This is a genomic window from Marinoscillum sp. MHG1-6 (genome assembly GCF_024714475.1).
Lineage (GTDB): Bacteria > Bacteroidota > Bacteroidia > Cytophagales > Cyclobacteriaceae > JAMZMI01.
Genome location: NZ_JAMZMI010000001.1, coordinates 108,281 through 133,118 on the forward strand (window position 1 = coordinate 108,281; position 24,838 = coordinate 133,118).

The following is a 24,838-nucleotide window of genomic DNA, read 5'->3' on the forward strand; positions in this document are numbered from 1 at the left end:
GATTGGCTTTCGGTGGAGCATAACGGATTCGAACCGATGACCCCCACGCTGCCAGCGTGGTGCTCTAGCCAGCTGAGCTAATGCCCCATTTTGTAAACACAAAATGGCATTGTGTTTTATAGGAATTGCCAGCATGGTACTCTAATCTACGCGACCCGACCAGCTGAGCTATTGCCCCTATAGAGGGGCGAATTTAGTGGAAATTTTGAATAAAGTGCATAACCCAATTTTAGAAAGCTTATGACAACCATCAGCACCTGATTCGTGTCAATAGAAAAAGCAAACACCTATGCACAGGTTCTTCGTCATAATCGTCATTGCCATCTCCCTGCTCTCCTCATGCAGAGATGAGGTTAACCCATCAAAACTTGAGCTTAGCTATTATGAAAATGCCTTAATAGCGGATACCTATCCTTATGTATTTGAAGGGAATAACCTTGTTTTCAGCAGACACTACGAAAAGGAGGATAATGTAATGGTTGCCGATGACGAGTATTCAGAGGACTTTCTCATTGAAGTACCGGGAGGGAACGAACATTTTTTCTACAGTGATGAGCAGCTAGGGAATATTGGAATCATTTATAAATCATATTGCTTCTGCCCATTCAGAGATACACTTGTGGTACTTAGCGGTACCATCCAAGGTCAAAAAAATGCCTCTTTATGGGAAGTCAAGATTGACATCACCTATAAAGAAGGCTTTAAATGGTATTCACAGAATGACCCAATTACCTACAGTGAGGAGCTTCGTAAGACATTTAACAACACCTTCACTTTGGCTGAAATTCCATCAGGGAATTAATCAATCTTCCAGTTTATACCCAGGTAGAACTCTCTTCCATGAACTGGTCCATAGGCATACGAGGTATCAAAGTTCGAGCTAAAGCCAGGGGCTGCATTAGGGTCATTGTAACCCACAAGCGGAGAATACTCCTGGATATAGTTGAAAATGTTCTGTACACCCAAATACACACCGAAACCACCATTCAAAACCTTATTGAGCTGGAAATTATGAATAGCAAATGAGGAAGATTTCGTTGGCCTTGCCGTGGTCATCATTTCTCCAGAACTATCAAGATCAAAAACCTCAGGCAAGCTCATGGGTCCTGTCATTTTCCAGGTATATGAAAGTGTTGTCTTCGCTTTTTTCAATCGATAATTGGCAGTGAAAATACCGCTCCATTCCGGTGAAAATTCAATATCTAAAGTCTCGTTTTCTCCTGAGTCAGATTTTTCTGTTTCCGTAGCCTCCTGCAAGTTCACCGAAAGGTTGAAGGCCAATGGAAAAGTAAATTCCTGATTGATCGTCGCACCTATTCCTTTAGTAATCGCATGACCATCCGTGTTCTCATAAATGATTTGAGTTGGCTGATCATAATTTGGAATGATCTTATTCGTGAAATAGGTAAAATATCCATCTATGTCAATACTACCCTGACTTGCTCCAATGGTATATACATGATTGGCATTGAGCGACCAGTTGTACGAACGTTCTGGCTTAAGGCTTTCTGTAATGACCACTTGCCTTTGTCCTGAAAGAAACGCATGATCCTCTGTAAACAAATTAACGACCCTAAATCCGGTACCAAAATTCGATCGCAAGGTGGTCCATTGTCCAGGTTTGTATTTCACATTAACCCTTGGAGCCAGAATCAAGCCATGCTCTTCATAGTGATCTGACCTTAAACCTGTCAGCACCGTCCATTTCTTTCCGATACTCCACTCATCCTGAATGAATGCACCCATGATCCATTGCTCGTTAGGCTTGTTGGTTGTTTCACCACCTTTATCTACTTCCGTAGCTACGGTATTATCGTCATAATCCTGATACCTTAAAGTAGCCCCTCCAAGGAGATCATGATTGCCAAACTTTTTATTGATGGCCCAATTGATAAAGCCAATGTTCTGCTCGGCTTTGTAGTAATCACTTCCGTAATAACTGTCTTGTCTGTGAACACTGAATGAATAATTGAGCCAGGAATTTTCAAATCCGTTCAAACCATACTTACCAAAAACTTCAGCTCTATGGGTGTAAATACTCTCTCCATAAATTTGGTCACTTCCTCGCAGGCTCCTATAATTACGGTCCGCCAAAAATTCTTCAACACCATTCCTTCTATCCTCATAGTAAAACTTGGCAGACACAAAAAATGGTTTATTACTCTTGCGATCCACAGACCATTTCGTGAACAGGGATAAACGATCTAAACTAGCCATATCGCTAAACCCATCTTCGTTTACGTCGTCAAAATCATTGATGTAGGCATAATTCAACCCCACAAAACCATTCACTTTTTTGAACTTGGGAGCAAAAGCAAGGTTACCAAAGGACTCAAGATGAGAGGTACCCATCACGTCAATGGAAAAGGTGGGCTGGGACTTCGGATCTTTAGTAATAATATTGATCACCCCTGCCACGGCTTCTGAGCCATAGAGTGTAGAGCTAGGACCTTTGATCACTTCGAAGCGATCAATAATCATACTGGGAATACCATTGAGCCCATATACCGAAGCCAAATTCCCATAGATGGGGGTTCCATCCATTAGAACTGCTGTATAGGGACCTGGAAGCCCGTTGATACTAATGCTATTGGTAAAACAAACACCACAGGCCACAACTTCCTGTACGCCATTGATCAGCGAAACACTTTCCACCAATCCACTGGCTGCCGCCGGTAGATAAGTATTGATATGCTGTGAAGTAATAACCTCCACTTTTATGGGAGATTGGGAAACAAAGGTTGGCTGCATCGTTCCGGTAACTACTACCTCATCCATGTTAAGAACACTCTCTTCCATCTCAATCGCCAGATTCGACACTGAACGATCTTTCAGGTTTACAGCTATCACCTGAGGTTTTAGTCCGATAGATCTTACCTCCACTTTATAATTGCCTTCAGCAATACCTTCCAGGGTAAATCTTCCATTGGGGTCAGTTACTGTGCCACCCCCTTGTCCAAGTATCCTTACGGTTGCTCCGGGTAAGGCTTCACCTTGAGATTTAATAGTACCAGAAACGGATCTGGTCTGGCCTAGAAGGTTGATAGAAAGAAGTAGCGCAATAGCAGATATAAAAAGTCGCATGTATTTTATTTATCGAAATTTTTACAAAAGTATAACTTATTAATTTTTTAGACAAGTCTAAATTTAATTATTGATAAACCTTAAATAGCTCCCTTCGTTAGTCTGTCAAACATTTTGTCGTTGAATAGCATATTTTAGGGATCAATCCGTCTATAATATCAATCCGTCTATAATATCATGAGTAAATCAAAAGTCACCATTGGACATGTCTTCAAAACCATCATCTGGCCCAGAAGAAAAATAGTTGCGGTAGGGTTATTACTGATCATCTTAAGCCGTTTGGCAAGTTTGGTATTGCCAGGTGCCAGTAAGTATCTCATGGATGACGTGGTGGCGAACGGTGATTTAGAAATGCTCAAGCTGCTTTTGGTCGTGGTTCTTGGCGCTATTGTAGTCCAGGCAATCACATCCTTCCTGCTCACCCGGATATTGAGCGTGGAGGCACAACATTTGATCTCTCAGCTAAGAGTTAAAATACAAAGGCAAATCATTTATCTGCCCGTTCGCTTTTTTGATAATGCGAAGTCAGGCGAGCTGGTGTCAAGGATCATGTCGGATGTGGAGGGGGTCCGAAACCTGGTAGGAACCGGGTTGGTACAACTCTTTGGTGGGACCCTCACAGCTATCATTTCTTTGGTTTTGTTGATAAATATCAGCCCCTGGATGACACTTTATGTATTAGTCCCGGTTTCAATATTCGGCTTCATCTCCATAAAAGCTTTTGGCTATATCCGTCCGATCTTCAGGGAAAGGAGAAAGATCAATGCCGAAGTAACAGGAAGACTGACAGAAACCCTTAATGGGATCCGGGTGATCAAGGGTTTCAACGCCGAACAACAAGAGGTTACAACATTTGAAAATGGAGTTGAGAAACTCTTTCTGAACATCAAAAAGAGTCTTACTTCTACAAGTATGGTTACAAGCTCTGCCACTTTTCTATTGGGTCTGGCCAGCACAGGAATTATGGGTATAGGTGGTTATATGATTATTGATAATCAAATGACGCTGGGTGACTTCCTGTCTTTCACCCTTTACCTCGGTTTCATGATCGCTCCAATCGTACAAATGAGCAATATTGGCAGCCAGCTTACCGAAGCTTTTGCAGGACTTGATAGAATGGAAGAAATAATGAATATCGAACTGGAAGAAGATCCTGCGATTCGCAATATCCAAATACCACAAATCAAAGGAGATATAGATTTTAACAATGTCAGCTTTGCCTATGAAGACAATAAGCATGTTATTCATGACATCTCTTTTTTAGCACCTTCCGGGTCGGTCACAGCACTCGTTGGGACTTCAGGTTCAGGAAAATCTACCATCGCCAGCCTGGCGGCCAGTTTTATTTCGCCAGCAAAAGGTTCCATTCTGGTAGATGGAGAGGACTTATCCAAAATTTCCCTGGAAAGCTATAGAAGCCAGCTGGGAGTGGTACTTCAGGATGATTTCTTATTTGAAGGCACCATTCGGGAAAATATTCTTTTCCCCAGACCCAATGCAAGCGAGACCGAACTACAGGACGCCGTGAAAGCGGCTCACGTAGATGAGTTTACCGACCGATTTGAAAAAGGTTTGGATACTCTAATAGGGGAAAGAGGTGTAAAGCTCTCAGGAGGGCAAAAACAACGCATCGCTATTGCCAGAGCAATACTTGCAGATCCACGCATTCTCATACTTGATGAGGCAACTTCCAATCTTGATACCGAAAGTGAGAGTTTTATCCAGGAAAGTTTATCAAGGCTCATGAGAGGAAGGACTTCTTTTGTCATTGCTCACAGACTCAGCACCATCAAGAAAGCCGACCAAATTCTGGTAATCGAAGGTGGTAGAATTGCAGAAAAAGGTACTCATGACGAACTCATCTTAAAGCAAGGCAGGTATTATGATCTATACACCTATCAGGCCAGAATCTAAATAATTGACTGACACACAACATTTAATGCATGGCAAGGGCTTTATAGTTTTGAATTTGTGAATTAGTTTTAGGTTATGCTAATAGGAATAGGGGGCATCAGCAGGGCAGGTAAAACCACTCTTGCGGAAAACATGACAAAAGCCCTGAAAAAAATGAAGAAAAGTGTTGAGGTTTTCTGTCAGGATGATTTTGTAAAACCGAAGCACGCACTCACAAAGATCGAAGGCGTCCCGGACTGGGAACGACCTAACACTGTCAAATGGGATTCCCTCATTTCAAAAGTTGAAAAATCCACCGCGGATGTTGTCATTGTCGAGGGACTATTCAGTTTCTATCCCGCATCCATCAGAAGCTTGTATGACAAAAAACTATTTTTGGAAATCGATGAAAACACCTTCCAAAACAGAAAATCAGCTGACAAGCGATGGACTGAGGAACCAGGATGGTATGCCAGGCATGTATGGAGAAGCTACAATAAATACGGCAAGACTAAGGGCAATAAAGAAGAATATATTTTCCTTGATGGTAGTCAGCCTATCGATGTGAAAAAACTGCTCGAAACATTAATGGCTTAGTCCACTACTTCCAGTACCTGATAGGTGTTGGGCCCAAATGCAACAGAGTCTCCTACTTTTGCCGTTGATAGCAGCTTTCCGATAGGAGCTACAGGCGAAATGGCAAAATAATTCTCACCTTCCAGGCTGAAAGACCCGATTCCCACGGAAATGAAAAAATTGCCCTTATTCGTTTTCAACAGCTTGCCACCCTTCAATTGATCCAGAGCCCTTTTTAATTTCAGGGATTCGTCAAGTTGCATGGCAATCTTTTCCTTTTCCAGATTCAACATCGCTCGAGTGGTCTCATATTTATCCCCCGCACTGCTTTTAGTCTCCTCTCCGGACTGCTCAGAATAAGATTGAATTTCCTGTTTCGCTTTATCAATGCGCTCATTCAATATCTCCTCACAACGCTTCATAAGAAGCCCCTTTTCTCCTGCTACTTCCATCATCCTAAATCAAATTTAATTCCCTGTGCTAGCGGCAATTCCTGTGAATAATTAATAGTATTAGTCTGTCTTCGCATATATGCTTTCCAGGCATCGGAGCCAGATTCCCGTCCTCCTCCGGTCTCTTTTTCTCCTCCAAAGGCGCCACCTATTTCAGCACCCGAAGTTCCAATATTGACATTCGCGATTCCACAATCAGATCCTTCCTGTGAAAGGAACATTTCGGATTCCCGCATATTGGTCGTCATGATGGCGGATGAGAGCCCTTGCGGGACGCCATTTTGAATGGCGATCGCCTCCTCCAGTTCGGAATATTTGATCAAATAAAGGATAGGCGCAAACGTCTCGGTCTGTACCACCTCCATCTCATTGGATACTTCGAAAATGCCAGGCTTCACATAACAACCTGACTCGTAACCCGCACCAGAGAGTACACCACCGGCTACTACTTCTTTCCCTCCCTGATCCGCAATCAGCTGAAGAGCGTGCTGGTAGGACTTTACCGCATCCTGATCAATCAATGGCCCCACATGATTTTTTTGATCTAAAGGTGTTCCTATTCTCAATTGAGCATAGGCTTTAACCAGAAGATTCTTAAAATCTTCAAAAATTGACTCATGAATAATCAGCCTTCGGGTGGAAGTGCATCGCTGACCGGCAGTTCCGACTGCACCAAACACCGCACCAGGAATGGCAATACTCAAATCTGCATTTTCAGTGATAATAATTGCATTGTTTCCCCCTAGCTCAAGAATAGTTTTACCCAAACGAGCTCCAACAGTTTCACCAACTGATTTACCCATGCGTGTTGAACCCGTAGCGGATATCAATGGGATTCTGGCATCCTCCGCCATTTTCTTACCGACTACGGCCTCACCAATTACCAGGCAGCTCACTCCATCCGGAACATCATTTTGCTGCATTACACGCTGCACAACTTTTTGACAGGCTATGGCCGTTAGAGGGGTCTTTTCAGACGGTTTCCAAATGCATACATCACCACATACCCATGCAAGTGCTGCATTCCAGGACCAGACGGCCACGGGGAAATTAAAGGCTGAGATAATCCCTACAATGCCTATCGGATGCCATTGCTCATACATTCTATGTGCAGGCCGCTCGGAATGCATGGACAAACCATAGAGTTGCCTTGAAAGACCTACTGCAAAGTCACAGATATCGATCATCTCCTGAACTTCACCTAAACCCTCCTGAAGGGATTTTCCCATCTCATAAGAAACAAGGGTGCCCAGATCATCCTTTACCTTTCTTAGTTCCAGTCCTACCTGCCGTACAAATTCTCCTCGCTTGGGAGCTGGCACTCTTCTCCATTCCTTAAAGGCTTCCTGTGCTCCTGATACCAATTGATCATACTGCTCGTCCGCCACTTCTGATACAGAAGCTATGAGCTCACCGTCTACAGGAGATCGACTTTCAATTATAGGTCCCGAGTTCTTTATCCATTGCCCGCCAATGGCCGCGCCCGGGTTTGTAACATCGATTTCAAGCCGTTGAAGAATTTTAGAAATTTCAGGGGTGTTTTGCATAACCAGCTGTTTTATTTGGTGAATCAAATTTAGGCATTGCGCCAACAAAAAAGGCCCCCATTTTTGACAAACGGGGGCTACCAACTATGTATGAAAAACAACTTACCAACCTATTCCATAATAAGATTTTTCTCCATTGGGGTAAATGCCCTCAATGAGTATCCCCTGTCCTTTTGCGCTTCGAAGAGAGGCATACAGATCATCCGGGGTTTTAATCGGTTTTCTATCGATTTTAGTCACGATAAAACCTTCTTTGATATTGGCATCTGACCACTTTTTATTTTCAATTGATTTCAGTTGAACTCCTGACTCAATATTCAGCTCCTTTTTCATTGTATCAGAAACCGGCTCCACCTTCAACCCTTCCACATCATAGGTTTTCTGTGCCTCCACTATTTGAGTGGTATTGTTCGTATTCTTCAAAGTAGCTATAGTAGTTCTGGTTTTACCTTTTCGAATGAACGTCACCTCAATTTCATCTCCGGGACGATTTAAGGCCACCTGCTCTTGCAACTGGGCTACATTTCCAACTGGTTTTCCATCTATCGCGATGATCACGTCCCCAACATCAAGCCCGGCATCGTCGGCAGCTGAGTTCGCTCCAACACCACCGATATAAACTCCCTTAAGCACATCCAGATCATTTTCTTTAGCAATGGCCGCGCTCATATCTTCTATACTAATGCCTAATAATGGACGTTGAACTGCTCCAAAATCTTTTAAATCAAAAATTACTTTTTTCACCAGGGTTGAAGGAACTGCAAAAGAATACCCAGTAAAACTTCCGGTTGGAGAAGCAATGAGCGTATTGATTCCGACGAGCTCTCCATTCAGGTTTACTAAGGCCCCACCACTGTTACCAGGGTTTACCGCCGCATCTGTTTGGATAAATGCCTCAATCCGGTATCTCGAATTTGCATTGACAGGCATTCTTACATTTCTGGATTTTGCACTTACGATCCCTGCCGTCACGGTACTGGTAAACTCATATGGGTTCCCTATGGCTAATACCCATTCACCCACCTGAATATTGTCTGAACTCCCAAACTTGATCGTTGGCAGATTGTCGCCTTCAATTTTTAGCAGGGCCAGATCTGTATCAGGATCAGTACCTACGAGGCTAGCCTCAAAACTTCTATTGTCATTCAACAATACTTCAATTTTGGATGCTCCTTCAACGACATGATTATTCGTAGCTATGTATCCGTCAGAGGTAAAAATCACCCCGGAACCTGCCCCATGACCCTCCTCTGGTCTAGGATAGCGGTCACCAAAATATTCTTTAAAGAAATCTTCCATTGGATTGCGGGAAAACCCATTTCCAGTAGAAGAATAGGTTGTTTGAATGTGCACCACTGCTGGCGTCGCTGATTTAGCCGCGTAAACAAAGTTCAACCCCTCCGGAACGATAAAGTCCGCCGAATCAAATACATAATTGGTAAAGCTCAGTGGACTCTGAGTGCTATTTCCTGCCGGCACAATGTTCGGCTGAGCATCTTCCTTAATTAAGCTATATCCCCCGATTGCGATGGCTCCCCCTAGAAACGATGAGAGTACCATCGCTAAAAATGTCTTTCTATTCATAACGTCAAAATCTTTCAATACCTATTATACTGATGTTCATACCTGATTGTTGTATGCAAATCCCGCACCAACATGAAATCTTATCAGGTTTAACAGTAATTAACAAAAAGGGCGAGAATTTCTCGCCCTAGTCTATTGATACAACGCATTGTTACTTGATGCTAACAGTTTTTCTTGTTTCCTTTTTCGCATCCTTAGGAATTTCCACAGTTAGCACGCCGTCCTTGTAAGAGGCCTCTACTTTTTCCACATTGACATTATCAGGCAGATAAAAAGATCTGCTAAATGATCCATAGTGACTTTCTACAGTGTGGAAATTCTTATCATTTTTTTCATTACTGAATTTACGCTCTCCTGATACAGTAAGTCTATCGTCACTAATATCAATGTTGATATCATCCTTTTTCATTCCAGGCACGTGGAATTGAATTTCAAATGCCTTTTCTGTTTCGGCGATATCTACTTTAGGAGAGAAATTTGAGTTCCATTTAGAACCAAATAGGTCATCGTTGAAAAATCTGTCTACAAAGCTTCCGAATGTAGCAGGTTTCGCATTTTGGTTATACTTTATAAGTGTCATGGCTTTTAAAATTTTTGTTTAACATCAAATACACTCTGCCTTAAACGAAATCTGTACCAGCTCCAATATTTCAATAATTAAATGTCATTATGTCTGTTTTTGGCAAAAAACAATCAATTTTAATGTCATTATGTCGTTTTTTGACTGATTTTATTTGACTGTAAAATTTTTAATAGAAAGCCTTTGCAGATGTCTTAACAGACATTTAAGTTTGCAATCCTTTTTGCAGCACGTTGCAGAAATGAAGTGAAAATTCCTCCTTAGCTCAGCTGGTTAGAGCATCTGACTGTTAATCAGAGGGTCCTTGGTTCGAGCCCAAGAGGAGGAGCTGAAAAATGAAACCTGATCAAAATAATGGTCAGGTTTTTTATTTACAGCCGTTTAAGAATTCAGGGCTCGAACACCTTCTAGGGATCAAGCAATGCTCTGTGGGACGATTGTTCTTTATAAAAAGCCACATTGTGAGGTTAGAAGTCCCTTCCTTTCTCTCAGCGCAGAGATCAGAGACAGAGTTGACAAAAGTCTTTAGAGGCTTTCTGCTTTTTTTCAAGTACCCCACAGATTTTCCGATTGATCCGGTTCGTGGGCTAGCCGCCCGCCCTAATCGGACCCCTAAAAAAAATTCAGCAAACCATAGCAAAAACACCAACACTCCTTTCGAGGCTTAAAAGGGTGTTCCCCTTTGTAGGACAAAACAACTACCCGATTCAAACCCAAATAATTCCTGATTAGCCATGAATAACGAGTAATATTTGTAACCGATTGCCTCGGAGTATTGTTTTTTGTATTTTGCCAATTCCAGTGATTGATTCCGCCTTCTATTAATCATAATAGATACCGGTCACTTTGTAGGATATTGAAAATCAATGTCTTATATTTATATAAAGAAATCCAGCATGAATATGGCTCTTACATGGATCGGAATAGGACTGGTAGTGGTCTTTATCATCATGGAAAGAGTGTGGTCCGCAAAAAAAGAAGAAAAATAACCACACAAATACTTTCTTATCATTCGGCCGCTAAAAACGGATATTTATAATCCGTAGGGGGAACGAACGTTTCCTTGATGGTACGCGCACTCACCCATCTGAGTAAGTTCATCGCGGCGCCAGCTTTGTCATTAGTACCTGATCCTCTCGCTCCACCAAATGGCTGCTGTCCCACAACCGCTCCGGTAGGCTTATCATTAATGTAAAAGTTACCCGCAGCATTTTGCAACTTTTTGGCAGCAAGATCTATTGCATAGCGATCAGTAGAAAATATGGCTCCGGTCAGTGCATAAGGGGAAGTACTATCTACAATATCCAGCGTTTCCTCGAACCTGGAATCTTCATAGACATAGACCGTTAGCACAGGACCAAAAATCTCCTCACACATCGTCGTGTACTTCGGATCCTTGGTTTCAATTAAAGTAGGTTCAATGAAATAGCCTACTGAATCATCACAATTTCCACCGAATATCACTTCTGCATCTCCATCCTTAGACGCCTGCTCAATGTAAGATTTGATTTTATCGTATGCTCTCTTATCTATGACTGCATTGAAAAAGTTAGAAAAGTCTTCAGGGCTTCCCATTTTGATGTCCTTCAAATCATCAATCATATATTTTCTGACTTCTTCCCAGAGACTTGCCGGAATATACGCTCGAGATGCCGCACTACATTTCTGACCTTGAAATTCAAAAGCTCCTCTAACCAAACCAGTTGCCACTTGTTTAGCATTTGCTGATGGATGTGCAACCACGAAATCTTTCCCTCCTGTTTCCCCTACAATTCTCGGGTACGCTTTGTACTGGTCAATATTTTGTCCGATGGTCTTCCACAATGATTTGAATACCGCCGTACTTCCTGTAAAATGCAGCCCGGCAAAATCAGGATGCTTGAAAATAACATCACCCGCAACCGGACCATCCACATAGATAATATTGATCACACCATCAGGAAGACCAGCTTCTTTGAAAACCTCCATAATCACCTGCGCTGAATAAACTTGTGAATAGGCAGGTTTCCAAATGGCCACATTTCCCATAAGTGCTGGAGCCGCAGGAAGATTACCCGCTATCGAGGTAAAGTTGAAAGGGGTAATCGCAAACACAAAACCTTCCAGTGGCCGATACTCCAGACGATTCCAGATGCCCGAAGCAGAATTTGGCTGATCATTATAGATCTGCTGCATGAAATATGCATTGAATCTAAGGAAATCAATAAACTCACACGCTGCATCAATCTCAGCCTGAAACGGATTTTTTGATTGCGCCAACATCGTGGCTGCATTAATTTTTGCCCTATAGGGTCCGGCTATCAAATCAGCAGCTTTTAAAAAGATACTGGCTCTTTGTTCCCAAGACAATGTCGCCCATTTGCCTCTGGCATCAAGAGCAGCGTCAACAGCCATTTTCACATGACCGGCATCGCCTTCGTGAAAATACCCAAGCACATGCTGATGATCATGAGGCGGGGACATTTTCACTTTATTCCCTGTTCTGACTTCCTCTGAACCGATATACATCGGAAGATCCAACTCCTTCTCTCGTAGCTCTTTTAGCATCTCCTTCAGCTCCGTTCTTTCGGGAGTTCCCGGTGCATATGATTTTACAGGTTCATTGATAGGTTGGGGAATGTAAAATGTTCCTTTGGGCATAATTCAATCAATTTTGATTTCATTGCAAAGGTAACAAATAAGAGCAGGCTAGAGTATTTTCATCAGTTCCTGTAAACGTGATATCTGCCATTCACAATCCGATTTAACCACTCCTAAAGGATTGAAAAAAATTGGAGTAATATTAACTCCTAAAGCACCTTTGATATCCGTCTTTAAATTATCTCCGATCATTACCACCTCATGGGGTTCCAGCGACTGATCGGTAAGTGCGTATTCAAAAATTTTTGGGTCCGGCTTCTTCGCACCTACAGCTTCAGAAGTGTACATTTTTTCAAAATACCTGTCCAGTCCGGTTGATTTTACCTTCACTTGCTGAATATCCTCAAAGCCATTAGTAATGAGGCTCATCTTATATTTCTTACTTAAATAATTCAGAATAATATCCGCATCTTCTACAAGCCCTTTTTGCCGCGGGCAGTGTTTGATGTAGTAATCACTCATTTCATCAGACCGGGACACATCTTCTGTCCCACATTTTTTCAAAACGATCCTAAAACGCTCCTTTCTCAAATATTCTCGCTCAATCTGTCCCTGATTATAGCGATCCCACAAAGAATCATTCACCTTCGTATAGGTTTCAATGAACTTTTCTTTGGACATGCCTGTAAACGAGCCTATCTCAAACTTTTCATGCATTACTGATAGCACTTTTCGAGCGTTGGAATCGTGATCCCACAAGGTGTGGTCCAAATCAAAAAATATATGTCTGACGTTTTTCAATTTCTATAGTCTCTGCTGAGCAGCTTATTGGACGCTAACTCCCGATTGGAATTCATCACGTTATAAATTTCCTGGTCCTTCTGTAGTTGAACGTCCTTATTCAGGAAGTCAAAAATTCTGGCAACCATATCATATACTTCATCCTTGATACTATACATGACCCATTGATCCTTTTTCTCGGCGTTTACCAGACCCGAATTTTTCAAATAATTTATATGTCTGCTGGTTTTACTTTGCGTAAAATCTAAAATTGATTCCAGGTCAGAAATGGACAATTCATCATTTCGATATAACAAATGAATGATCCGAACCCTTGCCTCTTCTCCGAAACATTTAAAAATTTGGGTTCCATAGGTGAGGGAGAAATTCTTTAACCTCATAATTTTTTCTGGTTACTTTTGACAAAAGTTATACTTTTCACGTTGAAGTATTCAAAAACCGAGCGAAACTCACTAGCAATTGCGACTACTTTTAGCACTTTCCATTATTTTCTTCTGCTTTTTCAATGCTCAGTCTCAGGATAAGCCAAAAATAATTCAGTTTACCGGTGTTGTCTTCACCCCGGATAGCGCCGCAGTTATTCCGGGAGTCCATGTTTATGTTCCGAAAACGGGGAGAGGAACCACTTCCAACCCTTATGGTTTTTTCTCCATGCCCGTCATCGAAGGCGACAGCATTGTGTTTAGTGCGGTTGGCTTCAAACCCAGCACGTTTGTTATCCCTCATCATGAGGCTGACCATAGTTTAAAATTGCTCCTGACCATGCAAGAGGATATCAAATTCCTTGAAGAGGTAGAGATATTCCCTTATCCTACAGAGTCAATGTTCAAGAAGGCCGTCCTGACCATTGAATTGCCCGAAAGTGAAGACTACGCTAACATGCAAGCCTGGCTGGCAGCCGAATATATGGCACGAGCTTATAAAAATTTACCTTCAAGTGCCAGCTCTAACTACCGTGAGGTCATGGAGCGTCAGGCCATGGCTAATAGTTACAAATACCAAACTCCATACAATAACTTTGGAAACCCATTCGCATGGGCCAAATTCATTCGACAGTTGAGATCCGACAAATAGCCTAGATATCTTCTGCGACTTTTATTACTTCATTCCAAACCCGGAAGGTATTCAAATAGCAAATTTTCTCTATGTCTTCTTCAGTGTAACCGCGCTTGAGAAGCTCAAAAATGATATTTGGATACATGGAAACATCCTTAAGTCCATTAGGCAAGCTGTTTCCCACTCCATCAAAGTCAGAACCAAAGCCCACATGATCAATCCCCGCCAACTCTACCACTCTGTCAATATGATCAGCCACAATCTCCACATCTGCAAACACATCCTGATCAATTGCATATTGAAAAGCGTAATCTATATATGCTGAATCCGTCAGCTCCAGGCCGTTTTCCATTCTGTAGTTGATTAGATGCGCTTCCATCATATCAAACTTGTCGCGGGATTCTTTGGATAAGAACTCCGAACCAAAATTGATATGGATGACTCCACCATTCTCTCCAAGCTTTTTGATCATATCATCCGACATGTTTCTCTCAAAGCCTGGGGTATAGTGCCTGCAAGAGGAGTGAGAAGCAATTACCGGAGCTTTTGTGATTTTCATCACATCATAAAATGCGCTATCAGACACATGTGATATGTCTACCATGATACCGACCTCATTCATCCTTTTAACAACCTCTTCTCCAAAAGGACTGAGACCGTTCCACATATAGGTGGTATCATAAGATGAGTCACAAATCTGATTATCCTTTGAGTGGGTCAGGGTAATATAGCGGATACCACGATCGAAAAAGTAGTCTACATTATCTACATCATCCATAATAGGCGCCCCATTCTCCATACCCAACGGCAAAGAGATGACCCCAGCCTCAAAATTTTTCACAATGTCCGCTGGGCTTTTTGCCAGAGCAAACTTCTCCGGAAAAGCCGCCGGAATTTTCGATAACATTTCAATCAGTGAATCAGCAAATGACTTGGCCATCCCGGTCTTTTGATAGGAAGCCGGAATATAAATAGACATGAACGGAGCATCCAGTCCTCCCTTTTTTGCCTTTATATAATCAAAATTCCCTGTGGTCTCCACGGTCACATCCATCACCTCCTTCTTAAGAATAAAACCGGCCTTTTTCATTCTGTACGGCAGATCCACATGACCATCTGCAATAATGAACAGATGAGCCAATTCATCAGCCTTTTGCATTAATTCTTCATCTGTAGGTTCGGTAGATGCAGACTGCTCTTTCTTCTTAGGGCCAGAACATCCCAAGAATACAATGAGTAGCGCAATTGCGCTCACTGGAAAAATTTTCATAATAAATATTTAATTGAAATCTATTTTGGAGATTTTAGATCAAAGGATAATGTGGCCCCGGATTCACTTCCCGAAACATGATTTACCCTGATCAGGCCTTTATATACACCCCTGTTGGATGCTAACTCGTAACCGATGACATGGCCTGCTGATAACTGTTTAACACTATCAACAGCTACAGAGCCCGGAACCAATCCATCAATTTGAGTAGCTGTGGCTATACCATCGAAATCAAGCTCTGTCCCCAAATCATAAAGCACTGTTTCATTTTCAACACCGTTTAGCGGCCAACTCTGACCAGCGACGGCATCACCCCATGCAACTTCCGCAGTAATATTGGATGGTGCTGCCAGTACATGCCCCATTTCTTTGGTATTGAAATACACCAAATCGACCCTGAACTTCATCTCCGTGGAGCTTAGGTTTCCTTTGAAATAGGTACTGTCATCCACCACATCATAAAAGCTTCCGTAAGTAAGCCCCCCAAAGGAGCCCAAAGTATCCTGATAAACCACGTTAATCGCAGATTCAACAATACTTAAAGCCAATGTATCATCTGCTGTAAGTCCGGTCAAGTCCGTAATAAAAAGGCTTATCGCAATATTTTTACCTGCATAATCCGGATTAATAGCAAAAGTAAATTCTTCGCTGATGCCCTCGAATGTGCTATCAGTAGCGTATTCCATGAGCGTCTCTACACGGCTATTATTGACGTTAACTGCCAATTCTCCACTTTCCAACCCGCTTCTTGCCTGAATGTTGATCAAAAGGGTAACACTGTCCAGCGCCCCAAATGAGGAGCCCCCTGATACCAAATCAATGTTGGCAACCGGTCCGGAAGGACCATTTTCACCGCCTTTACTACAACCCACCATAACGATGAGCAGCACAAGGAAAACCAGAACTAATTGCTGACGATTCATACAAACGAAATTATAAAGTTAACGGCGATTAAAAAAGAACAGGGGTCTGGGCAAACTGCTAACCTCATTATGGTTTAAAAAATTAAAACACAACTACAAGATATTAAATTGATTCTTAGTACTTTCAACATTGTAATGGAAAGTACAGCATTCACTGTAGTAGAACATTTATTTATTGACTAAGAATTTATTTTTTAATATTTTACAATCACTTTTTAGATTTCCCGATATTTGGGTCAAATTGTAAAAAAAAATTAAATCGTCGGTTAATCCGCTTAATCAAAAATCTGATATGACTGAAGCAATTTCACCAAGCCTACTAAGCACCTGGAACATGTATGGCCAGTTACTCGCTTATGCTCTCATGGGTGTAGGTGTGTTAATCCTCCTTGGACACTATCTAAAATTGTTGTTCACTAAAGATTTCAAAACACGATACGACTATATCAACATGCATGAGATTAATCTGCTTTGGTATGGTTTTGTACTGGTTTTATCAGGCATAGCATTATATATTAATACCGTAGTGACGGAAACAACCTGGTTATGGTTTTTCGTTAGAATATTCGTTTCTGGTATGATGGCCATGATTATTGGCGTGGTTGTTCAGAATGTACTAAAGTTCTACTATCCTTTCTTTATTGAGAAGCGTTTAAAAAAGCTTAGATATTCTCCTCGTCTTTCCCCTGATGGAAGAAAAATGAAGCTTTTGAGTGAAGAAGAGGAGGATGTTTACCTTGACGAAGGTATGCAGGCTGAGGAAAATGCGTTTTCAGTTGATTATGACGTATGGATTGACGAAATCTCTGGCTTTACTAAAATTGAGAAATACAACGGTAGACTTCATGCGCTTCAGTGTGATGAGTGTAACTACCAAACATTGAAAGTAGAAAGAGAAGAAATTATTCAAGAGGCAAGCGAAGTAGAAGAGGGCGAATTGATGAAATACTACGTTTGTGGCTATTGCGGACACAAGCAAAGGAAATCATTCAAAATCGCTAAACTCAGAGCCGGAGAAGGCGCTTCAGCATAAGTTTAATTGCCAACCTAACCCTGAGGCCCGATAGTCAACCAACTGTCGGGCCTTTTTGGTTAATATAGAAGAACCTTAAATCGTACCTGTCTTCCCTCCATCAACAGGAACACTGACACCATTGATATAAGCTCCAAAACCTGAGCATAAAAAAGCTGCTAAATAGCCTATCTCTTCCGGTCGTCCAAATCTTCCTGCAGGCACTGTTGCCCTCATCTGATCAGACATATCATCGTGCGGGACCTTATTATCTTGCGCTAGTTTTTCAATAAGGGAGGACAACCGGTCTGTTTGTATGAATCCGGGTAAAATATTGTTGACCGTAATTCCAAATGGCGCCAGTTCATTAGACAGTGTTTTAGACCAACCGGCCATGGCATGCCTTGTGGTATTGCTCACCCCGAGTCCATTGATTGGAATCTTCACACTTGTAGATATTACATTAATGATTCTTCCATACTCCGCCTGTTTCATTCCCGGAAGACATGCCTGAACCAGTTGATGGCTGGTCAATAAGTGCATATTCAGTGCTTTTTCAAAATCGGAAACCCTGGCCTCTGTGATGGGCCCCGGAGCAGGCCCCCCTGTATTATTAACCAGTATATCAGGAGTCTTCGACTGGATATATTTCACCAAATCAACTACGTCAACCGTATTGGTAAAATCGGCCACAATCATCTCATGGTGATCCCCATGAAGCTCTTCTAATAATTCCTTAAGCCTGGATTCATTTCTGGCAACTACCGTAACTTTGGCCCCGGCCCGCGCAAGTTCTGTAGCAATCCCGGCACCTATGCCCTGAGAACTACCACATACCACCGCGTGATGGCCATGCAGATCGATTTTCATATTAAATTGGTTAACGAAGAGAACAAAAATATAATGCTATGCCTGTAAAAAGACCTTTCAATCTTCAAAAGTGGATAGAAGATAACAGAGACCTGCTAAAACCCCCAGTAGGCAACAAAAATCTTTATGCTGATGCCGGAGATTACATTGTGATGATAGTAGGTGGTCCCAATGCAAGAAAAGACTATCACTACAACGAGACGGAGGAACTTTTTTATCAATTGGAAGGTGATATAGTTGTGAAAATACAAGAAGAAGGCAAGGCGGTAGATATCAATATCAAGGAAGGAGAAATGTTCTTGCTCCCAGCCAAAATCCCACATAGCCCCATTCGACCTGCCCATTCTGTTGGATTGGTGATTGAGCGGAAGCGGTTGGAAGAGCATGAAGATGGATTACAGTGGTACTGTGATGAATGCAATGAAAAGTTGCATGACACCTATTTTCACCTCACCAATATTGAGAAAGATTTTCTTCCCCGATTTAAAGAATTCTATTCATCAGAAGAACTGAGAACCTGCTCCAACTGCGGAAAAACGATGGAAGCCGATAAAAGGTTTACAAACTAATGCAATACAAAGGGGATCTGGATTTTGCGAAGGCATTGGATCGGAATGATGAACTTCGGTCCTTTAGACATGAATTCCATTTTCCACAAAGAAATGGACGAGATGCCATTTACCTATGTGGGAATTCACTGGGACTACAACCAAAAAATACCAGAGATTATCTGGAGAAAGAACTAAAATCGTGGCAAGAAAACGCTGTTGAAGGCCACTTCAGTGGATCACACCCCTGGGTAAGCTACCATGAGCACACTAAAGAAACCCTAGCAGCATTGGTCGGAGCCAAGACCACAGAGGTGGTAAGTATGAATAACCTCACCACCAATCTTCATCTGATGCTGGCTTCGTTCTATCAACCGAATGGTGTGCGCAGGAAGATTCTTATTGAGGGTGGGGCGTTTCCATCAGATCACTATGCAGCTGAATCCCATATGCGTCGCATGGGAGTGGATCCAGACGAAAACCTGATTTGTCTTAAGCCAAGACAAGGCGAATTATATACCACAGAGGAAATCGTTCAGGCTATAAAAGAGGCAGGAGACTCTCTCTCGCTGGTACTGCTACCGGGCATTCAATATTATACCGGCCAATCCTTTGATTTGAAAGCGATCAGCGAAGCTGCTCACTCAGTGGGTGCCTTTGCAGGATTTGATCATGCACATGCTATTGGAAATATACCGATGAACCTGCATGAAGATGACGTGGATTTCGCGGTTTGGTGCACCTACAAGTATCTGAATTCAGGCCCTGGATCGGTTTCAGGGATCTTTGTTCACGAAAAACACAGCGCAGATCCAAACTTCCCTAAACTGACAGGGTGGTGGGGACATGAGCCTAAGACCCGGTTCGAAATGAACAATCATTTTAAGCCGGCCTTAGGAGCAGATGCCTGGATGCTTAGTAATATGAATATCCTGAGCATGGCCGCTCACAGGGCTTCGTTAGATGTATTTGCCAGAGCAGGAATTCAAAAATTGAGGGACAAAAGCCTTCAATTGACTGGGTTTCTGGAGTTTCTGTTGAAGTCAGACCCTGTTGTTTCGGAGAGAATTAAAATCCTTACCCCGACCGATCCGGAGCAAAGAGGCTGTCAGTTATCAATCTTTCTAACTCAGGATGGAAAGGAGATATTCGAACAGTTAATTGAAAAAGGTGTTATACTTGACTGGAGGGAACCCAACGTTATTCGAGTGGCTCCAACACCTCTTTATAACAGATTTGAGGATGTTTGGGACTTTTATTCGATACTGAGGGGTATTTTTGCGTGCTAATGAGAAGAGAGACGATAAATATCCTCGGCGGAGGACCCGTAGGATCATTACTGAGTTTAATGCTTACTCAAAAAGGCTACTCAGTTAAGGTATTCGAAAAAAGAAGCGACCCGCGCAAAACGCTCATTCACGAGGGTAGGTCTATCAACCTCGCTCTAAGCCATCGTGGTATCCATGCCTTGAAAGAAGCCGGGGTATTCGATAGCGTAAGACACGACCTCATTCCTATGGAAGGCCGTATGATGCATGATCTTCAGGGAGAACTGAATTTTCAAGCATATGGCAAGGAAGGTCAGGCGATTAACTCCATCTCAAGAGCCAAACTAAACCGGATACTTTGTGATGAGGCTGAAAAAGCCGGTGTAGAGTTCTTCTTCAATCATAAATGCGTTCAGGTTGATACTTCCTGTAATCGCGTACTGATCAGCTACGAAGGACAAGAGCATGTCGAAAGTTCAGACATTTTGATTGGTGCAGATGGGGCCTTTTCTTCTCTGCGAAAAGCATATGAACTAGACCAGTCGTTCAAGTCGAAGGTCACAAGCCTGGGCTATGGATACAAAGAATTGAATCTTGTGCCCGAAAACGATGAATTCGTATTCGAGCCCAACTATCTACACATTTGGCCAAGAGGAGAGTTTATGCTCATTGCCTTGCCAAACCCGGATAAAACATTTACCTGCACACTCTTCCTTTCCCTGGAAGGAAAAAGGTCGTTTGCACAGCTTGATACAGACGAAAGAATAGACGAGTTCTTTAAAACGAACTTTCCTGATGTCTATAAAATTGCTCCAAACTTAATTGAGCAATTTCACAGAAACCCTACCTCTAACCTGCACATTGTCGAAACAGAGTGCTGGTCTAAAAACAATAGCATGATCATTGGTGACGCTGCGCATGCCATTGTTCCATTCTACGGTCAGGGTATGAATGCCGGATTCGAAGATTGTCGTCTGCTAATTAAAGCACTGGAAGCCTATAAGTTTGACTGGGAGGCTGTTTTGGAAACATTCCATGAGTCAAGAAAAGCTGATACTGATGCCATTTCGACTCTGGCTCTCACAAACTTCATTGAAATGCGTGATAAGGTAGCCAGCCAAACCTTTTTAAATCGTAAAAAGGTAGAAGCCAGGTTACAACAGGAATTTCCCGTGACCTGGCTACCTCTTTATTCGATGGTGACCTTCTCAGATCTACCTTATAGCCAATGCCTAAACATTGGAAGGCTACAACAAAAGGCTTTAGACACTCTTGAGGATATTTCAGATCCGGAAAATATAGATCTGAAACCAGTCATTGACTACTTTAATGATTTAGTGCTAGCCTATCAGCAAGCTCATTAATAGCATCCTGCTCTACATCAGAGATGCCATCCGCTGCATTGGCAAACAAATACATGGATTCCAAAACGAATTCTTTATCCATTTCGCTATCCTCGATATGACTTTTTAGCGCGTTTAAGAATTTCTTTTTCCATTTCTCGATATTCTCAAGAAGGTACAGAAATTCATTCTTAAAGCGTTGCTCCATTCTATCCGACTCATCTGGTGTTAGGTCATCACAAAAATTCAAGGTAAGACCTTTAGCCAATTTGTTTACGCCATCCCATTCCTCTTTGTCCAGTACGCCATCACTCATGCATACAATCAAAGATGGGTAAAGGTTTAGGAGGTAGGTAAATTGATCCAAACTCAAATCAATATTTCTCACTTTTTTGTATTCTTCAAACAGGAGTTCGGCTTGTGATTTCATGAGTCCAATATTAGTATCCATTTGTTCTTGAATTAAATATAAATAAGGAACCGTTAATTAATTACAGTTATGTATACCATAATAATGAAATAGGTAACCCATTTATTGTACTATAACAATATTTTTTTGATCTATTCTATGTCAATAACAATGGAATAGTCTCACTAAAACTGTCAATCCGACCAAAAAGTTTGAATAATTATATCAGGGCGTTCTCTTTCTCGAGCAACTTAAGGGCCGTGTCATAAATGGCCTGGGCGTCATACCCACATTCCTTATGGAGTTCTGGCTGTTCACCGTGCTCAACGATTCTATCCGGTATTCCAAGACGTATCACGTTAGCATGAAAATTATTTTCCGCCATGAATTCAAGCACGGCAGAACCGAAGCCACCCACTATCGTTCCATCCTCTACAGTGATGACCTTAGAATGATTTTCAAATACTTCCTTAAGCAGGGCCTCATCCAAAGGTTTGGCGAACCTCATATCGTAATGTGACACAGAAATATCCTCATCATTCAGCAGAGCAACAGCTTCCGTAGCATAGTTGCCTATATGACCAATGGTTAGGATCGCCAATTCATCACCTGCCACCAGCCTTCTGCCTTTTCCTACTGCAATTTTTTCAAAAGGTGTTTTCCATTCCGGCATCACACCAGTTCCACGTGGATATCGAATCGTAAATGGTCCATCTCGATGCTCAGAAGCAGTGTACATCAAATTCCTGAGCTCAGATTCATTCATGGGAGCTGCAACTACCATGTGAGGCAAACACCTCATGTAGGAAATATCATAAGCTCCATGGTGCGTCGGACCATCAGCACCTGCTAGTCCTGCCCTATCAAGACAAAAAACAACTGGTAATTTCTGAATACAAACATCATGAACTACCTGATCATAAGCACGCTGCATAAAGGTGCTATATATATTACAAAATGGAATCAATCCCTGTGTCGCCATCCCTGCTGAAAAAGTTACAGCATGCTGCTCAGCTATACCTACATCAAAGGCCCTGTCAGGCATTTCTTTCATCATGATATTCATGGACGAACCAGAAGGCATAGCAGGGGTCACCCCAACTATTTTGTCGTTTTGCTTCGCCAGCTCCACTAGTGTATGACCAAATACATCCTGGTATTTGGGAGGTTGTGGCTGATCCGGCACTTTTTTATGGATCTCTCCTGTGATCTTATCAAACTTGCCCGGGGCGTGCCACTTGGTTTGATTTTCCTCCGCTGGTTTGAAGCCCTTACCCTTCATGGTCACACAATGAAGGATTTTTGGACCTGGTATTTTCTTCAGGTCATTCAATATGTGAACAAGGTGATTCACGTCATGACCATCAACAGGACCGAAATATCTTAAGTTTAGAGACTCAAAAAGATTACTTTGAGTCAAAAGAAACGACTTGATGCTTGTTTCTACATTAGCCGCAATTTCCCGTGCATTGGGTCCAAACTTGCTGATCTTACCCAAAATCTTCCACATATCATCTCTAAACTTATTGAAAGTCTGAGATGTCGTGATATCCGTCAGATAATCTTTAAGCGCTCCCACATTGGGATCAATCGACATGCAGTTGTCATTCAGAATAATCAACAAATTCTTGTTAGAATCACCTGCATGATTCATTGCCTCAAATGCCTGACCACCTGTCATGGCCCCATCACCAATTACCGCAATATGATGTCGATCCTTTTCTTCATTTATTTCGGAAGCAAAGGCCATCCCAAGTGCCGCCGAAATAGAGGTCGACGAATGACCTACTCCAAATGCATCATACTCACTTTCTGACCTCTTTGGGAAACCTGAAATCCCTCCATAAAACCTGTTGGTATGGAAACGCTCCTTTCTGCCTGTTAAAATCTTGTGGCCATAGGCCTGATGCCCAACATCCCACACCACCTGATCCTGAGGCGTATTGAAAACGTAATGAATCGCGGCAGTAAGCTCAACAACACCGAGACTGGCGCCGAAATGACCTCCATAAATCGAAACATGATCAATGATATAATCCCTCAACTCTTCGCAAAGCTGAGCTAATTGACTCTCCTCCAACTTCTTCAAGTCTGCTGGGGAATTAATTTTAGATAGTAGTTCTCCTTGTTGGATTTTCATGATCAATGAAAAGGACAACACTGGTTGAGTCCTTTTTGTTTTTTCAAATGCTCATGTTTTTTCAGTAGAGCAAGGCACAAATTTAGTTTTATTACTTCTCTTTCAGAGTCATTGTGAAGTAAATTTGAAATCTTGGAAACCACAAACAAAAATTTTGAGATCAAGCTCCCCCTTTTCGAGGGACCTTTTGACCTCCTCCTGTTTTTTATCGAGCGGGACGAGCTTGATATCTACGATATACCCATTTCCAAAATCACAGCAGATTTTCTTGACTACCTGCATCAATTAGAGCAGCTGAGTGTCGAGGTCGCAAGCGAGTTTATTCTGGTGGCAGCCACTCTGATGCGGATCAAGGCTAAAATGCTGCTGCCACGCCCGGTACTTGATGAAGAAGGGAACGAAATAGATCCCAGAGAAGAATTGGTTAAGCACCTTCTGGAATATAAGCGCTACAAATCGGTTATTGCTGAGTTATCCAGAATGGAAACCGAGCGGCTGGATATGGAGCGACGCGGCAACCTGATGAAGGAAATCAAAAAACTATCTCAGGAAATTGACGTGGAGGCCGAAATGCAGGATTTGGACCTTTACAAAATGATGCGGGTATTCCAAAAGGTCATGCGGCGATTTGAATATGAACAGTCAAAACCCACCCATCAGGTAGTTCAGTTTCCTTATACCATCTCAGGGCAAAAAGATTATATCATCCAGCGACTCATTGTCAAAGAAGATCGACGCGTATCATTTATAGATATAGTGAATGAAAAGCCGGAAAAAATCATCGTAATCTTCAACTTTCTTGCCATCCTTGAATTGCTTCAGCTAGGCGAGATCACCCTACATATCGGTGATGGATTCAATAATTTTTGGGTAGAAAAAATTTGAGGTCTTAAGCTTTCGCC

Annotated in this window: 22 protein-coding genes and 2 tRNA genes; 10 read left to right on the forward strand and 14 right to left on the reverse strand. The window is 42.2% G+C overall.

Annotated features, from left to right (window positions below):
* Positions 1–13: 13 nt before the first annotated feature.
* Positions 14–87, reverse strand: a tRNA-Ala gene (locus tag NXR94_RS00465).
* 202 nt (positions 88–289) lie between these two features.
* Between NXR94_RS00465 and NXR94_RS00470 the strand changes: the two genes are divergently transcribed.
* On the forward strand, positions 290–802 hold the full coding sequence (locus NXR94_RS00470) for a hypothetical protein (RefSeq protein ID WP_258102586.1): 513 nt from the start codon (positions 290–292) through the stop codon (positions 800–802).
* On the opposite strand, the gene NXR94_RS00475 is transcribed toward NXR94_RS00470, so the two are convergent.
* Complete coding sequence (locus NXR94_RS00475; RefSeq protein WP_258102587.1) at positions 799–3,084, reverse strand: TonB-dependent receptor; 2,286 nt, start codon at positions 3,082–3,084, stop codon at positions 799–801. The genes NXR94_RS00470 and NXR94_RS00475 overlap by 4 nt on opposite strands.
* A gap of 177 nt (positions 3,085–3,261) precedes the next feature.
* Here NXR94_RS00475 and NXR94_RS00480 point away from each other — a divergent pair, with 177 nt between their 5' ends.
* Positions 3,262–4,998, forward strand: coding sequence for an ABC transporter ATP-binding protein (locus tag NXR94_RS00480; RefSeq protein ID WP_258102588.1), 1,737 nt, complete (start codon positions 3,262–3,264; stop codon positions 4,996–4,998).
* Between the two features lie 75 nt (positions 4,999–5,073).
* The gene (locus NXR94_RS00485; protein ID WP_258102589.1) at positions 5,074–5,574 is read left to right on the forward strand and encodes a uridine kinase; all 501 of its coding nucleotides are present in this window, start codon (positions 5,074–5,076) and stop codon (positions 5,572–5,574) included.
* Here NXR94_RS00485 and NXR94_RS00490 read toward each other — a convergent pair.
* The 4 genes from NXR94_RS00490 to NXR94_RS00505 all read right to left on the reverse strand — a co-directional run bounded on the left by NXR94_RS00490 (position 5,571) and on the right by NXR94_RS00505 (position 9,716).
* Positions 5,571–6,008: a 3-oxoacyl-ACP synthase gene (locus tag NXR94_RS00490; protein WP_258102590.1), complete on the reverse strand. Its 438-nt coding sequence runs from the start codon at positions 6,006–6,008 to the stop codon at positions 5,571–5,573. The genes NXR94_RS00485 and NXR94_RS00490 overlap by 4 nt on opposite strands.
* Positions 6,005–7,552, reverse strand: coding sequence for an aldehyde dehydrogenase family protein (locus NXR94_RS00495; protein WP_258102591.1), 1,548 nt, complete (start codon positions 7,550–7,552; stop codon positions 6,005–6,007). The genes NXR94_RS00490 and NXR94_RS00495 overlap by 4 nt, the downstream gene beginning before the upstream one ends.
* A gap of 102 nt (positions 7,553–7,654) precedes the next feature.
* Positions 7,655–9,136, reverse strand: coding sequence for a Do family serine endopeptidase (locus tag NXR94_RS00500; RefSeq protein WP_258102592.1), 1,482 nt, complete (start codon positions 9,134–9,136; stop codon positions 7,655–7,657).
* A 151-nt stretch (positions 9,137–9,287) separates the two neighbouring features.
* Entirely contained in the window at positions 9,288–9,716 is a 429-nt protein-coding gene (locus NXR94_RS00505; protein WP_258102593.1) for an Hsp20/alpha crystallin family protein, read from the reverse strand.
* Between the two features lie 254 nt (positions 9,717–9,970).
* Between NXR94_RS00505 and NXR94_RS00510 the strand changes: the two genes are divergently transcribed.
* Positions 9,971–10,044, forward strand: a tRNA-Asn gene (locus tag NXR94_RS00510).
* A gap of 680 nt (positions 10,045–10,724) precedes the next feature.
* Here the strand turns inward: NXR94_RS00510 and pruA are convergent.
* From pruA to NXR94_RS00525, 3 genes are read right to left on the reverse strand one after another with little or no spacing between them, the layout of a single operon-like run.
* Positions 10,725–12,356 (reverse strand): L-glutamate gamma-semialdehyde dehydrogenase, encoded by a 1,632-nt coding sequence (gene pruA / locus NXR94_RS00515; protein WP_258102594.1) that lies wholly within the window; start codon positions 12,354–12,356, stop codon positions 10,725–10,727.
* Between the two features lie 48 nt (positions 12,357–12,404).
* Complete coding sequence (locus NXR94_RS00520; protein WP_258102595.1) at positions 12,405–13,097, reverse strand: YjjG family noncanonical pyrimidine nucleotidase; 693 nt, start codon at positions 13,095–13,097, stop codon at positions 12,405–12,407.
* Entirely contained in the window at positions 13,094–13,477 is a 384-nt protein-coding gene (locus NXR94_RS00525; protein WP_258102596.1) for a metalloregulator ArsR/SmtB family transcription factor, read from the reverse strand. Before NXR94_RS00525 ends, NXR94_RS00520 begins: the two co-directional genes overlap by 4 nt.
* A 79-nt stretch (positions 13,478–13,556) precedes the next feature.
* Between NXR94_RS00525 and NXR94_RS00530 the strand changes: the two genes are divergently transcribed.
* Complete coding sequence (locus NXR94_RS00530; protein WP_258102597.1) at positions 13,557–14,171, forward strand: carboxypeptidase-like regulatory domain-containing protein; 615 nt, start codon at positions 13,557–13,559, stop codon at positions 14,169–14,171.
* A gap of 1 nt (position 14,172) precedes the next feature.
* Here NXR94_RS00530 and NXR94_RS00535 read toward each other — a convergent pair whose 3' ends face one another.
* Entirely contained in the window at positions 14,173–15,423 is a 1,251-nt protein-coding gene (locus tag NXR94_RS00535) for a dipeptidase (protein ID WP_258102598.1), read from the reverse strand.
* 20 nt (positions 15,424–15,443) lie between these two features.
* Positions 15,444–16,346: a hypothetical protein gene (locus NXR94_RS00540; RefSeq protein ID WP_258102599.1), complete on the reverse strand. Its 903-nt coding sequence runs from the start codon at positions 16,344–16,346 to the stop codon at positions 15,444–15,446.
* Positions 16,347–16,638: 292 nt separating this feature from the next.
* On the opposite strand from NXR94_RS00540, the gene NXR94_RS00545 reads away from it, so the two are divergent.
* Positions 16,639–17,379, forward strand: coding sequence for a hypothetical protein (locus NXR94_RS00545; protein WP_258102600.1), 741 nt, complete (start codon positions 16,639–16,641; stop codon positions 17,377–17,379).
* A 75-nt stretch (positions 17,380–17,454) separates the two neighbouring features.
* Here the strand turns inward: NXR94_RS00545 and NXR94_RS00550 are convergent, their stop codons facing one another.
* The gene (locus tag NXR94_RS00550; RefSeq protein ID WP_258102601.1) at positions 17,455–18,228 is read right to left on the reverse strand and encodes an SDR family oxidoreductase; all 774 of its coding nucleotides are present in this window, start codon (positions 18,226–18,228) and stop codon (positions 17,455–17,457) included.
* A gap of 38 nt (positions 18,229–18,266) precedes the next feature.
* On the opposite strand from NXR94_RS00550, the gene NXR94_RS00555 reads away from it, so the two are divergent.
* The 3 genes from NXR94_RS00555 to NXR94_RS00565 are packed head-to-tail and all read left to right on the forward strand — an operon-like array spanning position 18,267 to position 21,408.
* Positions 18,267–18,797 (forward strand): 3-hydroxyanthranilate 3,4-dioxygenase, encoded by a 531-nt coding sequence (locus tag NXR94_RS00555; protein WP_258102602.1) that lies wholly within the window; start codon positions 18,267–18,269, stop codon positions 18,795–18,797.
* Positions 18,797–20,065, forward strand: coding sequence for a kynureninase (gene kynU, locus NXR94_RS00560; RefSeq protein WP_258102603.1), 1,269 nt, complete (start codon positions 18,797–18,799; stop codon positions 20,063–20,065). Before NXR94_RS00555 ends, kynU begins: the two co-directional genes overlap by 1 nt.
* On the forward strand, positions 20,065–21,408 hold the full coding sequence (locus NXR94_RS00565; RefSeq protein ID WP_258102604.1) for an NAD(P)/FAD-dependent oxidoreductase: 1,344 nt from the start codon (positions 20,065–20,067) through the stop codon (positions 21,406–21,408). Before kynU ends, NXR94_RS00565 begins: the two co-directional genes overlap by 1 nt.
* Here NXR94_RS00565 and NXR94_RS00570 read toward each other — a convergent pair.
* Together NXR94_RS00570 and dxs are read right to left on the reverse strand one after the other, a co-directional pair.
* A complete protein-coding gene (locus NXR94_RS00570; protein WP_258102605.1) occupies positions 21,371–21,838 on the reverse strand; it encodes a hypothetical protein in 468 nt (155 codons plus the stop codon). The genes NXR94_RS00565 and NXR94_RS00570 overlap by 38 nt on opposite strands.
* Before the next feature lie 178 nt (positions 21,839–22,016).
* Positions 22,017–23,936: a 1-deoxy-D-xylulose-5-phosphate synthase gene (gene dxs / locus NXR94_RS00575; protein ID WP_258102606.1), complete on the reverse strand. Its 1,920-nt coding sequence runs from the start codon at positions 23,934–23,936 to the stop codon at positions 22,017–22,019.
* Positions 23,937–24,068: 132 nt separating this feature from the next.
* Here dxs and NXR94_RS00580 point away from each other — a divergent pair, with 132 nt between their 5' ends.
* Positions 24,069–24,821, forward strand: a complete 753-nt coding sequence (locus NXR94_RS00580) for a ScpA family protein (protein WP_258102607.1) — start codon at positions 24,069–24,071, stop codon at positions 24,819–24,821.
* The last annotated feature ends 17 nt before the right edge of the window (positions 24,822–24,838 follow it).